Raw genomic sequence first — 14,859 nt, forward strand, 5'->3', positions numbered from 1 at the left:
TCGATGATGAATAGGATCGTCGACTACTAGCAATTGCTTGATGGTCTGAGAAAGACCAAGTTTGTGATCGAATTCTTTATATAGTAGCAGGCCGGCGTCTGAGGTCAGATCACCGCCTTCAAAATTGATTCTCATTCGGGGGTTGAAGTTCATGCCATACTCTTGTAAACTTGTCAAAGAAGAGCCTCCTTAGTAGTTTTGTTGTGTTTGGTCACCATCAACACTACCAAAGTAAGGGCTCTTTTTCCATTTTTTCTTTCACTTTTTAAGAGAGATGAAAAATGGCCGTAATCCCTTGTTACTATTGATATTAAATCATATTAGATAAGAGCTATGAATATTTCAGGTTAAATATTATTTTCATTTGGAATTAATAAATCATACCTATAATAAAACCCAACCCCCCTTTAATATATAATTTAGACCCTCAGGCCGTTGCTGAGGGTCTCTTTTTGTTAATTAAACTAACAACACATAAGCGGGGTTGATTACGAATCTTCCGAAGGAAGCTATCGTTGAAGTCCCTTGCCTGTGATGATCTAATCGAAGCTCATAGTGACTGGTTGCCAAAGTTTGTGTAAACTAGAAGAAAAGTGAACGGAACAAGAGGGGGCTTCGCCTATGAAGGTGGTCATCGCTATCGATTCGTTTAAGGGCAGCGTTTCATCGATGGAAGGAAGCAACGAGATCGAGCTAGGCATTAAAGAGGTGTATCCTAATGCGGAGATTGCAAGTTTCCCGATAGCCGATGGCGGTGAAGGAACGGTAGAAGCGCTTGTCTATGCAACAGGCGGACAGCTTCAATCTGTTAAGGTTAAAGGCTCTCTTCTGGAGCCGGTTCAGGCAACCTATGGCATAACGGGTAACGGAAAAACAGCCGTGATTGAGGTAGCCGCAGCCTGCGGATTGCCGCTGGTGCCTGAGGCACGCAGGAATCCGCTGCTTACCACAACCCGTGGAGTCGGTGAGCTCATTGCACATGCGATAGAGCAAGGCTGCCGGGAATTTATCATTGGACTCGGCGGAAGTGCGACGAACGATGCGGGTGTGGGGATGCTTCAGGCTTTGGGCTACCGTTTCAAGGACGAAGAGGGCAATGAGGTTGGTCCAGGCGGGAATGCCCTAAGCAACATTCAAAGCAGTGGAAAAATAGCGAAAGTAAAATACCGATAACTCCTGATCCGCGGAGGAGTTGGTATATTTGCATAATAGAAAGGGAGAGGGAAAAACCTTTATGGCGAAATATAAAGTGGTATTAACCAAAGAAACATGGCCTGCTGCCATGGAAAGAATTGAACAACATTGTGAGGTAAAGGTTTGGAAGGAAGCTGAACCGATCCCACGGGCATTATTACTCGAATGGTTAGAGGATGCGGAGGGTTTATTCAGCACAGGTGATGTACAGGTAAATGACGATTTGTTGGCTAATGCTCCTCAACTAAGAGTCGTAGCACAGTCATCGGTAGGGTACGACAATGTGGATATCGATGCCTGCACGAGGAATGGAATCCCCTTTGGGAATACGCCTGGCGTGCTGGTCGAAACAACAGCAGATCTAACCTTTGCGTTACTGCTGAGCGCAGCTCGCCGGATTCATGAAGGTTGGGAAATCGTCAAATCAGGCAAATGGGCAAGTAATAGCAACATTCCTTACGGTGTAGATTTGTATGGGAAAACTCTCGGTATCGTAGGCATGGGAGATATTGGCTGCGCAGTAGCTAGAAGGGCAAAGGCGTGCGGGCTGAACATTATTTACTATAACCGTACAAGGCGTACGGATGATCAGCTGCTCGAAGCGAGATATGTCGACTTTCGAGACTTGCTGCAAGAGTCCGACTTTATCATTACCCTCGTTCCTTTATCCAAACACAGCCGAGGAATGTTTGGAGCTGAGGAGTTTGCTCAGATGAAGCCTTCGGCCTATTTTATCAATGCGGCACGCGGGTCTATCGTGAATACCGAAGCCCTTTATGAAGCATTGAAAAGTAAACAAATCGCATATGCCGCATTGGATGTGACCGATCCAGAACCCATTGCGGGAGACCATCCGTTACTCAGCCTTCCGAATATCTTAATAACCCCGCATGTAGGTAGTGCAACATACGAGACGAGAAATCGCATGGCACATTTAGCTGTGGATAATTTATTGGCAGGTCTGGATAGACAACCGCTTCCCACTTGTGTGAATCCAACCGTTAATTATTTGAAGTAAGCTCTTTAAATCTAATGGCTTCGCCTTTTAAACGAGGGCGAAGTTTTTTGCATTGTTTTTCATGCATAACTAGAAAGAAAAAAATGGATACTATGGTTAAAGGTGATAAGTATGGATTTACCGGATTCCGTTGATCTTTTCGAAGAATCGTTGAAAAGTCTGCTCCATAATTGCTCGGACCTTATTGTCAAACATGCGAATGATGACCTTAATCTCATTTATTTCTGTGATTTAGTTGACGCAAGTCTCGTTAACAATCAACTACTCAGTTCCCTACAGCAAACCCGGCTAGAACCATTCTCGATGGAGGGACTTGCTCAATCAATCCCTATTGGCCAGACCGACCTTACTTGTGAAATGGAGCAAGTCATTATCTTGCTGCTGCGCGGTTGGACAGTGGTATATAAAGTTGGACATTCAGATGCCATTCTGGTCAATACATCTAAGCAGCCAAAACGATCTCCATCTATAGCCGAAATCGAAACCAATGTGATCGGGCCTCAGATTGGATTCACCGAATCATTGGAAACGAATCTGGGTATCGTTCGCAGCTATATTGCTCATGAGGACCTGTGTAATGAATCCTTTGAAATTGGTGAAATAACGAGAACTCAGGTGCAATTGCTTTACTTGAAAAATGTCGCAGAAGAGCAGACCGTTAATACGCTGCGTCAACGTATATCGGAACTAGAAATAGACGGCGTCATCGCGAGCACTCTGCTGGTGCAGCTTATTGAAGATAATTCGATGTCTATTTTTCCTCAAATGATCTTAACCGAACGACCCGATCGTGTCAGCTTTAGCTTATTGGAAGGCAAAGTCGTTCTGCTTGTCAATGGCAGCAATTTTGCAATTGTAGGACCGAGTACATTCCTTGATTTTTTCAAATCACCGGAAGATCATTACCTGCATTGGAATATTGCCATGTTCATAAGAGGATTGAGGTTCTTGGCAATCTTTATCTCCATCTTGCTGACCCCGGCTTATGTGGCGGCCTTAACGTTTCATTATGAGATTATTCCTCCTAGTCTGCTCGTTCCGCTAGCCCAGTCGCGTTCCAAAGTACCGTTTCCTCCTTTGTTTGAATCGTTATTTCTGGAGGTAACGATTGAACTTCTACGAGAAGCAGGGGCTAGACTTCCGACTAAAGTTGGACAAACGATGGGCATTGTGGGAGGTATTGTTATCGGACAAGCGGCGGTTCAGGCCGGTTTTACGAGCAACATCTTAATTATGATTGTCGCCTTGGCGGCTCTGTCTTCGTTTACCACACCCATATATTTAATGGGTATTAGTATTCGATTCGTTCGTTTTCCGTTGATTATTGCTGCGGGAATTTGGGGTGGGATCGGCATTGTCTTCACGCTTTGTTTAGTACTCATGCATCTGTTACGTCAAACGAGCCTTGGACATCCGTATATGCATCCGATCTATCCTCCAAGGTGGAGGGACATGATAGATACGGTCATTCGACTTCCTTTTCCATTTCTCTCCGCTCGTTCTACTTTTACACGCACGCCGAATAAGCAGAGATTCAATAAGAATCAAGCGAAGCAGAAAAAAGACATCGACGAGTAGACGGGTGATGACCAAAATGGAGATCTCGGATAAACCGAGGCAAGGTTTACTGTTTCAAGCGTTCCTACTTGTTTTTGTAATCAGCAAAGCCCAATTGGGGGTGGGTGTGCTCGGATTCCAGCGAGTCATTTTTAAATTTGCGGGTCATGATGCTTGGATTTCGGTCATTGTGTCCGGTTTAGCTGCACATCTTTCCATTTGGTTGATGATTCGCACGCTAGCGCATTATGATTCTGCGGACTTGTTCGGTATTCATTATGCACTATTCGGAAAATGGGTAGGGCGGATGCTTAGCCTCCTGTTTATGACGTATTTCGCATTCTACGTCTTGACGATCTCCCGCACGTATATTGAAGCTGTTCAGTCATGGATATTTCCCGATTTCCCGACATGGCTCCTAATGCTGATTATCATTACACTAATTATTTATGGGTTGACTGGCGGAATTCGAGTGATTATTGGTATGTGCCTGTTTGGTTTTGGATGTTGGATCGTGACCACACTATTTTTTTATGCGGCGATAAGGCATGCCCAGTGGAGTTTTTTACTTCCGATAATGGAAGCCACGCCTTCTCAGGTATTACAAGGAGCGAGTAAAATGCCGCTGACACTTGCTGGGTTCGAGATCATTTTCTTTCTGTATCCTTTCATTCGAGATCAACAAAATGCTAATCGTTATGCTCAAATAGGTGTTCTTCTTAGCAACCTGTTTTATTTGTTCGTCATGGTCATTTCTATCGTTTATTATAGTCAAAATCAGATGCCAAAAACGATTTGGGCTACTTTTAGTTTTTTGAAAATTATCCGATTTCCGTTCCTGGAACGATTTGAATACATTGCGATTCCGCTTTGGATGCTTATCCTAGTATGCAATTTAATGTTATTTACCTGGGTCATCCTACGTGGAATGAAGCGTGTTTTTCAGCAAAATCAAAAGCGGACGTTAACCGTATTCTGTGTCATTCTGTTCGCATGCTCCTTTCTGTTCCAAAAACACGGTCAAGTCTATAAGATGAACTCTATCTTGAACTCCGTGTCGATGTATGTGATCTTTCTGTATCCACCTCTTCTCTTTCTGTGGGTGAAAATCGTACATGCCATTAAAAAAAGGAGCGTTCATCGCTAGGAATACTCTCAGGGAGTGAAATGCGTGAGAAGACCGCTTTGTCTATCTCTATTGCTCGGCACAGTCGTTTTGTTCTCGGGATGTGTCAAACCATTCATATTAGAGAATTTGGCGCTTGGCACTATTGTCGGATATGATTCTCTGGAAAAAGAACGCATACTTACAACATCGGTTTTGCAAAAAATTGATCCGAGCGCCAAAGAAAAAACGCAGGTTGTAGCCAGCACGGCATACACCAGTAAAGGTTCGCGCATTTCTTCGAATCGAGAGCTTAGCAAATATTTGGTTGGTGGACAGGTACGGGTTGTCATGTACGGCAAAAAGCTTGCCTCCAGAGGGATCATCGATCTGGTTGATACCTTGTCCCGTGACTCAACGCTCGGCGATATGATTTACCTTTGCGTAAGCGATGAGGAAGCTTCCCATATTTTAACGCATCGCTATCGGGAAATATCGAATATTGGCATGTATCTCTATGAAAACTTAAGACAAAATTCGGAGAGAGAGGAGCTTCCTTCCCCAACACTCCAAGATTTTCTTCGTGATTATTACAGTGAGGGCAAAGATCCAGTGGTTCCTTTGCTGATCCGAAAGGGCGATGAAGTTTATATCAAAGGACTGGCTTTGTTTCATGATGACCGCATGGTTCATGAAGCTTTGCCGCGGCAAGGATTTCTGCTCAAAGTACTACTCGATACGAAGAAGTTGGGAAACTTCGAACTTATAGCAGGTGCCGAACCTTTAGCGAAGTACATGAAGCATCCAGATAAAAAGGTTAAAATTGTGTTCGCCACTGCGAAAAGCAGCAGTAAAATTAAGCTTCTTGACTCGAAGGTGCCCGAATTTATGGTGACGGTGTCGATACACGGGGATCTTCAAGAAATTTCGGCTCCTTATTCCTTTGATAAGCCCGAGTCTGTATCTGCCTTAGAGAAAGAAATTGGGAAAAAACTGAAGGAGGAAATAGAAACATTCATTGCGAGTTTGCAAAAGAATGAATCTGATGCTGTCGGGTTCGGTGAGGTTTATCGGAGTCATATAAGAGATTCAAAGTTAACCAAAGCAAAGTGGCACCCCATGTTCAGAGAGGCCAAAATCAACGTTCGCGTGAATTTCACATTGAGACATACCGGTGCGATTGAGTGAAAAGGAAGGATCAAAAAAAAGCTGCCATGGGCTTAGTCCATGGCAGCTTTATTGCTTTGTCCGTCACTCCACCAGTGTTTCCCCGTGTTTCAGCAGTTTAAGACGACTGGAGTCGAGTTCTCTTCGCCGCCAATCAGCAAACAACCGGTCAAGTGCTTCCTGCGGCGTATCATCGGCTAGCCGGAAAGCGCCATAATGCATCGGGATGAACGTCTCGGCGCCAACATCGAGGAACGCCTGAATCGCCTCCTCCGGTGTAACGTGCTGCATACCCATAAACCACTCCGGCTCGTAAGCGCCGATTGGCATGAGTGCATAGCGTATACCCGGAAACTTCGCTCCGATGTCGCGGAAGCCTGGGAAATATCCGCTGTCTCCCGCAAAATAAATGGCACTGTTTTTCTCCACGCCGTCTACTGAATGCTCATCTGATCGCTTGATCACCCAGCCTCCCCAAAGCGAGCTGTTCGTATCCGTCAGCGTGCGCCGAGTCCAATGCTGTGCTGGAACGAAATGAAACTCCAGCGGGCCGACCGTCGTCTTCCCCCACCAAGGCAGCTCGTGGACCGTACTCAACCCAAGCCGCCTCATCTTCATGCCGAGTCCTTCTGGCACTAGGGCGACAGGCGATCCTTTCAGCTTGCGCAATGATCCGACGTGCAGGTGATCGTAATGCGAATGAGACAGCAAAACGACATCAATCGGCGGTATTTCATCGAGTGTAAGCCCTGGCGCCTCCAGTCTGCGGGCAAAGCCCATCCGGTCCGCCCAGACCGGATCCGTAATGATCGTCAAGCCCGCCATCTGCAGAAGGAAAGTCGAATGCCCAATCCAAGTGATCGTTGTTTCGCTGCGGTTATTCATGAGCAGTTCTTGCTGCTTATGCTCCGCTTGGCCGATACGAAAAGTGAGATCCTTGACTTTCCCCTTCCGTTCTTGCTGCCATCGACGAATTTCCTTCCAGGTTTTCACCTTCGCGGCGGGATCCATATTGCTATAACGTTTGCGTGCCATAAATCGCTGCTCCCCTCACAAAGCCACCATAAGTCCTTTGGAATAATATCTCCATACCTATTAAGATGTAGAATCTTATCGCTCTTGTCAATTTTTAGTTGGTGTGATCTATTTCACATACCAGTAAGTTTTTTCGAAATATAATGAAGACAGAAAAGAACAAAAGGAGATGGTTCAAATGATGAAATGGTTAAGAGGAAATCGTTACGCGGCGATGATGTTGACGATTATTCGTTTGTATGTGGGTTGGCAGTGGATGACAGCGGGATGGCATAAAATCGCCGGGGCAAAGCCATTTGACGCAGCAGGTTATCTGAAAGGCGCAATTGCGAAACCAGTCCTTGAATCGGGAACTACGGATATGGTTTACGCAAATTATGTAGCTTTCTTAAAAAACTTTGCCCTCCCCAATGTGGGCATCTTCAATACGATAGTTCCTTGGGGGGAATTGTTAGTTGGTCTGGGTCTGATACTTGGCGCACTGACGACTACAGCCATATTCTTTGGATTATTAATGAACTTTATGTATATGTTCGCTGGAACGGTTAGCAGCAATCCATGGTTAGTGCTTCTTGGATTCTTTATCATCGCCGCAGGCGCTAACGCAGGCAAGTTCGGCGTTGACCATCTGATCCTTCCTTATCTTCACAAATGGTTTGATAAACTAGTCGATAGACTCCATTTGAAGCCAAAATATAAATAAATGGGAACATTGGAGCGGGTAATTTACAAAGGATGTTCATATATGCAAAAAGAACCTACTCTTTGACTCAGTTCGCTGAAGAAGAGTAGGTGTTTTTTTCTCACTATAAAACGAGATAGAGGGAGTGTGATGGTGATGCTTACGGGCGTCATTTTGGCTGGTGGAGCAAACCGTCGAATGAATGGGGAACTGAAAGCATTACTTCCTTTTGGTGGACAGCCTCTCATTGTTCGACAAGTGGATCGGATGAGGATATTGTGTGATGAAATCATTGTCGTAACCAACGAGCCCAAAGCGTTTCTTCCTATTCTGGATCGCTCGGTACGGATCATTACGGATTTTCACACTGGCTATGGACCGCTTGGGGGCATGCATGCGGGATTATCGTTAGCGATGCATTCATCGGTCTGGGTTGTTGGTTGTGATATGCCTTTTATTTCGTACAAAGCTGCCGAACTTTTGTGGAACAGAAAGCGGGAAGGGGAAGGCATTGAGGCTGTAGTTCCTCTTGTATCGGGTAATATAGTTCCCCTGCATGGGATTTATGATCGAGAATGCAAGACTAAGATTCTTCCTCTGCTCAAAAAAGGTGAAACTCGGGTTTCTGCTTTACTGGGACATATTTTCTGGAGTGAGTTAGGGGACGAATATTTGCAAAAGAATGGTGTCGATCTGAAATTCATTTCGAGTATCAAGACCTTGGAAGATTATGAGGCTTTCAAAAACACCGTGAAGATGGGGATGTAAGAAGTTGTTCAGTTTCATATACGGAATGTGACATAAATCATAGTGGCCTCGGAAGAATGCTCCTAGAATGAGGATAGCTGGATTTTAAGTTGGAGGTGGGTCTGAAATGAGCATTAGAAAGTTAAGCAATGAGCAGCCCGAGCAAATGAGAACAAATAAGGCGGATCAAGAACCCGTATTGAAAGGCACATTTGCTTCGGTCATGCTGCTTGGAGCTTTTTTGGCCATAACCTGGGTCGCCGTATTCCTATTATTTCTATACAGACAGTAGTTCATTTTACGATTAGAAAAGGGTGGTTTAAGCCATGCATATTCATAAACTTGAGAAAATTTGGCTAACGATTGGCATCAGCATGCTGTTCGTATTCCTTGGCGTTTTGGGTGTTTCTGCGTTTGCCATGGGGGTGAAACCGCCAAGTGAGCATCATCATCGGATTGATCCTGCGAAAGTAGCAGAGACAGCACCCTTTGACAAACTCGGATTGTATAAGACTGGAGAAAAAGAATACGAAGCGGTGATGACTGCTTTTACATTCGGATATGCCCCAGACAAAATGGAAGTGCCTGTTGGTGCAACGATTAAGTTCGTAGTAACGAGCCAGGATGTCGTCCACGGATTCGAAATTCCAGGAACGAACGTAAATATGATGATTGTTCCAGGCGAAATCAGCCAAGTGACGCATACGTTTACGAAACCAGGCGAGTACCTAATTTTGTGCAACGAATATTGCGGTGGAGCGCATGAATATATGAAAACGACGATTATCGTGAAATGACGGGAAGAAGCACAGAAGGGTGGAAGTCTGCATGAAGAAAGGACAATTGGAATTGTTTGAAAATAAATTCGATCTCAAAGACGGGAAGCTGGTCGTTGCACACATCATCGTGGCTTTCCTTGCACTTCTCATCGGAGGGATCGCGGGGCTGCTGCAAACGTTAGTGAAGAGCGGGACGGTCAAGCTGCCATACGGAATTGGTTATTATGAACTGCTGACTGCGCATGGCGTGTTGATGGCGATCGTATTTACGACCTATTTTATTATAGGTTTTCTATACTCTGGCATTTCATACACGTTAGGCGGAAAGCTGCTTCCGATTGTTCATCGCATGGGATGGCTTGGATTTGCTTTCATGACGGTGGGAACAGCCCTTGGGGTAGCGATGGTTTTGACAGGAAAAGCGAGCGTGCTGTATACGTTCTATGCGCCCATGAAAGCTTCTCCTTACTTTTACATTGGATTAGCCCTATTGGTGGTAGGAAGCTGGATTAGCGGGTGGGGCATCTTCTATCAACTGAAGTATTGGAAAAAGACGCATCAAGGCAAGATCTCTCCGTTGTTTGCATTCATGGCGGTCATCACGTTCCTTATGTGGCAAATTGCTACCATCGGGGTTGCTGCTGAGGTGTTGATTCAGCTCATTCCATGGTCTTTCGGATGGGTGGAAACGATTAACGTGATGCTCAGCCGTACCCTGTTCTGGTACTTCGGCCATCCGCTCGTGTATTTCTGGTTAATGCCTGCGTACATGTGCTGGTATGTCATTATTCCAAAAATTATCGGAGGCAAAATCTACAGTGACGCGCTCGCCAGATTATCCTTTGTCCTCCTCCTGTTATTTTCCATTCCTGTTGGCTTTCATCATCAATTGATGGAGCCGGGTATTAGCTCATTCTGGAAGTACCTGCAGGTCGTCTTGACCTTCATGGTGGTTGTTCCGTCGCTGATGACCGCGTTCTCGTTATTTGCAACTTTTGAGCTCAATGGTCGTGCCAAAGGAGCTACTGGGCTGTTCGGTTGGATAAAGGTCATGCCATGGAAAGATGTGCGATTCTTCGCGCCATTCCTAGGTATGCTGATCTTTATTCCAGCTGGCGCAGGCGGATTAATCAATGCAAGTAATCAAATGAACGCGGTGGTTCATAATACGTTATGGGTAACAGGGAACTTTCATTTGACCGTTGCGACGAGTGTAGCGCTCACGTTCTTCGGAATTACGTACTGGCTGCTTCCAGCCGTAACGGGCCGTGTGCTGACTAAGCGCATGAATAAGCTTGGGATTATTCAAGCGATCATTTGGTGCGCGGGCATGTTCTTTATGTCAGGTGCGATGCATCTCGTCGGACTATTCGGTTCACCACGAAGAATGGCATTCACGACCTATGAGGGAAATGCGGATGCGGCAGGCTGGATGCCCTACTATGTATTCATGGCTATTGGCGGCACTATATTATTCATTGGCGTATTGTTGATGGTGTACAATGTCTTCGCCCTGCTTCGGGCGCCAAAAGGTGTGACAGAGTATCCAATCGGCGAAGCGATGGAACAAGCGGAAGCGACTCCGGCTTACTTGGATCGTTGGAGTGTGTGGATTAGCTTGTCGGTGGCGCTGATATTGATTGCTTATACAGTACCGTTAATGGATATGATTATGCATCCTGGCGTCGGTTCCAAAGGGTTTGTCACTTGGTAAAAGGTAAGAAGCACCGGACTTTATGTGAAGTAAAGCTGGTGCTTTTTCACAATGAAGTGAAGCTGGAAAATAGGGACCTGGAGGGGTAACAATGTTTCTAGATGTTCGAATGTTCGACGGACAGGTGAATGTAACGCCTAGGGGCAAAATTTATGTGGATGAAGCAACGATCATAAGGGAGAAGCTGTTTCCCTATTTGGACAAGGGATGTAAGCAATTTGTTTTTCATTTATGTCATGTGGATTATATCGATAGTTCCGGACTTGGTGTACTGGTTGCGCTTCAGAAGAAAGCTCATCCTAGCGGCGGAGGGGTGGTCATTCAAGGTCTACAGGGGGATGTCAAAGAACTGTTCGAGCTGACTCGCTTAACGAGTGTTTTTGAGATTTATCCCTGATTTATCCATATATACATGTGAAGCAAGTCGCTGACCTGGAGGTGATAATCGTACATGAAAGATAAACTGCGGCTTTATGCACGTGTATTTAACAAAGTTATGGAATCCATCATGATTACAGACTCTGGAGGCGTTATCCTATCGGTTAATCCAGCGTTTACAACGACAACCGGCTATACGGAGGAGGAAGTGGCGGGGCAAACGCCGCGTATTTTGTATTCCGGCAAACAGAAACCTGAGTTCTATATTCATATGTGGGCAACGATTCATGAAACAGGCGGTTGGAAGGGCGAGATATGGAACCGAAAGAAGAATGGGGAGCTATATCTCGAATGGCTGACGATTAGTGCTGTGAGGGATAAACGTGGCAAAATATCTAACTATGTAGGTATTTTCATGGACATAACGGAGCGGAAGAAGTCAGAGAAGAAACTGCAGCTGCATGCTAGAGTCTTCGAAACCGCGAGTGAAGGGATTATGATTACGGATACGAAAGGAACGATATTATCGGTCAATCCGGCATTTTCCGAAACAACTGGCTTTACGGAAGCTGAGGCTTTAGGTCGAACCCCGCGCATGCTGCATTCCGGCGTGCAGGATGCCGAATTTTATATTCAAATGTGGGCATCGATTCATGAAAAGGGCAGCTGGCAGGGCGAGGTCTGGAATAAGCGAAAGAATGGGGAAATCTACCCGGAATGGCTGACGATTAATACCGTTAGGAATGAGAACGGCAAAATCTCCAATTATGTCGGGGTTTTCACGGATATTACAGAACGTAAACTGTCGGAAGAGAACTTAAAATATTTGGCTCATTACGATGTATTGACCGGGCTCCCGAATCGATTCTTATTTCATGACCGACTGAGTCATGCGATTGCGCAGGCCAATCGTCAGGGCCACTGGGCTGCCTTGATGTTTATTGACCTCGACCATTTCAAACTGATTAATGATACATTGGGACATGCAGTTGGAGATCAACTGCTCCAGAACGCCAGCAAACGGCTGGAGAGCTGCGTTCGAACCAGCGATACGGTATCACGACTGGGTGGCGATGAATTTACGGTCATTCTACCCCACATTGATGAAACCGAAGATGCGCTGCTTGTAGCACAGAAAATACTGGAGGAGCTAGCCCTTCCTTTCTTGATAGCCGAACAGGAACTGTTTATTACGGCAAGTATTGGAATCAGCATATATCCTTTCAATGGAGCAGATAGCGAAACCCTAATCAAACAAGCCGATTCGGCCATGTATCGAGCCAAGGAACAGTCCAACAATTATCAGCTGTACACTTCGAATATGAACGCAACCTTCTACCGGAAAATGAAACTGGAAAACGGGCTGCGAAAAGCAATGGAGAAAGATCAATTAAGAATTGTGTACCAGCCGCAAATGGACATTCGAACGGGCCAGATCAACGGTATAGAAGCCTTGCTTCGCTGGCAGCATCCCGAGATGGGAATGGTATCGCCGAATGAATTTATTCAGATCGTAGAAGAAAATGGACAAATTGTCGAAATCGGAGAATGGGTGCTGCGCAAGGTTTGTGAGCAGAACAAGGCCTGGCAATCCGCAGGCTATCCTCCCTTGAAATGTGCCATCAATCTGTCGCCCCGACAGTTCAAGAATAAGAATTTGATTGAAACGGTCAAGCAGATATTGAAGGAAACGGAGCTGGATCCGAGCTATCTATGTTTCGAAATTACGGAAAACATCAGCATACACCAAATTGAGTCGGTACTGACGGTTCTGCATGATTTTAAAGAGATCGGGTTGGAGTTAGCCATTGATGATTTTGGCAAGGGACATTCCGCTTTAAGTTATTTGAAAAAGTATCCCATTGATACATTGAAAATTGATAAATGCTTCGTACAGGGGATTGAAATGGATCGAGGCAACGCATCGATTGCCAAGGCTATGATTGATATGGCTCACGGTTTGGGGCTCCGAGTGATTGCCGAGGGCGTGGAAACGGAAGATCAGTTGGCTTTTCTCAAGGACCTTCATTGTGATTCTATTCAAGGATATTGGTTAAGTCGACCGCTGCCTCCTGAAGGGATTGAATCCTTTTTCATAGCTGACCAAGGTTGAACCAGCGTATGATAAAAGCCTTCCTACATGCTTCAGCAGTGCATGTAGGAAGGCTATTTCCAAAGACAGAGACCGATTTCATCTCACTTTGAAGATTTCAATTTGTTTCTTTAAACTTGCGGATTGATCTCTCAATACATCGGAGGATGCAGCGATTTCCTCCATCACGGCCGTCTGTTCCTGTGTTGAAGCGAATACGCCTTTCGCGCCTAAAGAGATTTTGGCAGCAATGTCGGTGACATCTCGAGCTTCGTTCAAGGTGAGCTGTACTTGATCCGCTTGGCTTGCGACCATGGATGCAATATGATCCACGAGTTGATCGACCTGATTAGCTTCACCAACAATACTTTGAAGTGCTGAAGCGGTTGTCTCCCCATTGGCGGCTTCTTTATTGACCATTTCGAATTGTTGTGTAATTTTGAAGACGACATTCTTGACCTCAGACTGAATTTGATCGATAAGCTGATTAATGTCATGAACCGCCTGCGAACTTTGCTCGGCAAGTTTCTTCACTTCACCCGCCACTACGGCAAAGCCTTTGCCGTGCTCGCCGGCTCTCGCAGCCTCAATGGAAGCATTCAAGGCTAATAAATGCGTTTGATTGGCGAATTCACCAACAACGCTCGAAATCTCGCTGATTTGCTTCGCATTGCTTTCCAGAAGCCGCACGGTATGTATAGATTCTTGATTAGAAATCGCAAGGCTTTGCATCCCATTAACTAAAGACTGAATCACTCTTGCACTATCCTTAATGGTAATAATCATTTGCGTCGTTAAATGCCGAGCCTCGTGGGCTTCTTTATTGATCTCATCCGTGGTTCTCATGATTTGTTCGACGGACATGAACATGGCTTCGGAGGATTTTGATTGCTGTTCAGCTCCATGGGAGATGTCTTCAATCGTCGTTGTTATCAGTTCCACATGAGCTGCTGCATGTCCAATCGCTGATCTCAATTCATCCACATGCATATCGGTTCCTATGAAGTTGATAGAAATTCCATCAATGATTTCTCTCAAATTTCCGATCATCATCGAGAAAGAAAGGCTAAGTGCTCTTAATTCATCATCAGATTTGCTTGGAGTAATCGTAATTTGCAAATTACCTGCCGAAGCCTCGTTAGCTGCGTTTGTAAGCTGCAGCAGGGGTTTAATGAACCATTTTGCCGCAATCCATCCCAGAAATCCTGTCCAGAAAATACCCAAAGAAAGGGTGATCCAGATGAACAGCCAATCCGGCATGTAATCTTTAAATAAACCTTGGAGGGTAAAAATAAAAAAAGCACTTGTCCCATAGGTTACGGTGGATACTAACGTGATGCCAAGTACCATTTTCTTGACTATGCTCAATTTAAATTTCTTCATCTTCGTCA

Annotated in this window: 15 protein-coding genes; 12 read left to right on the plus strand and 3 right to left on the minus strand. The window is 45.2% G+C overall.

Translation table 11 applies throughout. The annotated features are described in order from the left end of the window. Positions 1 to 153 (minus strand): transposase (locus G519_RS50225; RefSeq protein ID WP_208860893.1); only part of this gene is annotated, 153 nt, incomplete at its 3' end. 468 nt (positions 154 to 621) lie between these two features. Here G519_RS50225 and G519_RS43285 point away from each other — a divergent pair. From G519_RS43285 to G519_RS0116735, 5 genes are all read left to right on the plus strand, one after another. Continuing rightward, complete coding sequence (locus G519_RS43285) at positions 622 to 1,173, plus strand: glycerate kinase (RefSeq protein WP_084160191.1); 552 nt, start codon at positions 622 to 624, stop codon at positions 1,171 to 1,173. A gap of 61 nt (positions 1,174 to 1,234) precedes the next feature. Next, a complete protein-coding gene (locus G519_RS0116720; RefSeq protein ID WP_029195696.1) occupies positions 1,235 to 2,212 on the plus strand; it encodes a 2-hydroxyacid dehydrogenase in 978 nt (325 codons plus the stop codon). A 111-nt stretch (positions 2,213 to 2,323) separates the two neighbouring features. After that, positions 2,324 to 3,790 (plus strand): spore germination protein, encoded by a 1,467-nt coding sequence (locus tag G519_RS0116725; RefSeq protein WP_051253443.1) that lies wholly within the window; start codon positions 2,324 to 2,326, stop codon positions 3,788 to 3,790. Between the two features lie 7 nt (positions 3,791 to 3,797). Continuing rightward, the gene (locus G519_RS0116730) at positions 3,798 to 4,916 is read left to right on the plus strand and encodes a GerAB/ArcD/ProY family transporter (RefSeq protein ID WP_084160192.1); all 1,119 of its coding nucleotides are present in this window, start codon (positions 3,798 to 3,800) and stop codon (positions 4,914 to 4,916) included. A gap of 24 nt (positions 4,917 to 4,940) precedes the next feature. After that, positions 4,941 to 6,062, plus strand: a complete 1,122-nt coding sequence (locus G519_RS0116735) for a Ger(x)C family spore germination protein (protein ID WP_051253444.1) — start codon at positions 4,941 to 4,943, stop codon at positions 6,060 to 6,062. Positions 6,063 to 6,125: 63 nt separating this feature from the next. Here G519_RS0116735 and G519_RS0116740 read toward each other — a convergent pair whose 3' ends face one another. Next, on the minus strand, positions 6,126 to 7,076 hold the full coding sequence (locus G519_RS0116740) for an MBL fold metallo-hydrolase (RefSeq protein ID WP_029195700.1): 951 nt from the start codon (positions 7,074 to 7,076) through the stop codon (positions 6,126 to 6,128). 178 nt (positions 7,077 to 7,254) lie between these two features. Here G519_RS0116740 and G519_RS43290 point away from each other — a divergent pair, with 178 nt between their 5' ends. The 7 genes from G519_RS43290 to G519_RS0116775 all read left to right on the plus strand — a co-directional run bounded on the left by G519_RS43290 (position 7,255) and on the right by G519_RS0116775 (position 13,489). After that, positions 7,255 to 7,779: a DoxX family membrane protein gene (locus G519_RS43290; protein WP_051253445.1), complete on the plus strand. Its 525-nt coding sequence runs from the start codon at positions 7,255 to 7,257 to the stop codon at positions 7,777 to 7,779. Between the two features lie 129 nt (positions 7,780 to 7,908). Then, positions 7,909 to 8,526, plus strand: coding sequence for a molybdenum cofactor guanylyltransferase (gene mobA / locus G519_RS0116750; protein WP_127528222.1), 618 nt, complete (start codon positions 7,909 to 7,911; stop codon positions 8,524 to 8,526). A gap of 106 nt (positions 8,527 to 8,632) precedes the next feature. Continuing rightward, positions 8,633 to 8,797 carry a cytochrome c oxidase subunit 2A gene (locus G519_RS48460; RefSeq protein WP_376768233.1) on the plus strand — a complete coding sequence of 55 codons (165 nt, stop codon included), beginning with the start codon at positions 8,633 to 8,635 and terminating at the stop codon, positions 8,795 to 8,797. Positions 8,798 to 8,831: 34 nt separating this feature from the next. Continuing rightward, a complete protein-coding gene (locus G519_RS0116760; protein ID WP_029195702.1) occupies positions 8,832 to 9,302 on the plus strand; it encodes a cytochrome c oxidase subunit II in 471 nt (156 codons plus the stop codon). 31 nt (positions 9,303 to 9,333) lie between these two features. Continuing rightward, entirely contained in the window at positions 9,334 to 10,998 is a 1,665-nt protein-coding gene (locus tag G519_RS0116765; RefSeq protein WP_051253446.1) for a cbb3-type cytochrome c oxidase subunit I, read from the plus strand. A gap of 91 nt (positions 10,999 to 11,089) precedes the next feature. Next, positions 11,090 to 11,395: an STAS domain-containing protein gene (locus G519_RS0116770; protein WP_029195704.1), complete on the plus strand. Its 306-nt coding sequence runs from the start codon at positions 11,090 to 11,092 to the stop codon at positions 11,393 to 11,395. Positions 11,396 to 11,449: 54 nt separating this feature from the next. After that, the gene (locus G519_RS0116775) at positions 11,450 to 13,489 is read left to right on the plus strand and encodes a bifunctional diguanylate cyclase/phosphodiesterase (protein ID WP_029195705.1); all 2,040 of its coding nucleotides are present in this window, start codon (positions 11,450 to 11,452) and stop codon (positions 13,487 to 13,489) included. Between the two features lie 78 nt (positions 13,490 to 13,567). On the opposite strand, the gene G519_RS0116780 is transcribed toward G519_RS0116775, so the two are convergent. Further along, positions 13,568 to 14,851 carry a methyl-accepting chemotaxis protein gene (locus G519_RS0116780; RefSeq protein WP_029195706.1) on the minus strand — a complete coding sequence of 428 codons (1,284 nt, stop codon included), beginning with the start codon at positions 14,849 to 14,851 and terminating at the stop codon, positions 13,568 to 13,570. Positions 14,852 to 14,859: the final 8 nt, after the last annotated feature.

Origin of the sequence: Paenibacillus alginolyticus DSM 5050 = NBRC 15375 (assembly GCF_000422905.1) — a bacterium.
GTDB classification, from domain to species: domain Bacteria; phylum Bacillota; class Bacilli; order Paenibacillales; family NBRC-103111; genus Paenibacillus_E; species Paenibacillus_E alginolyticus.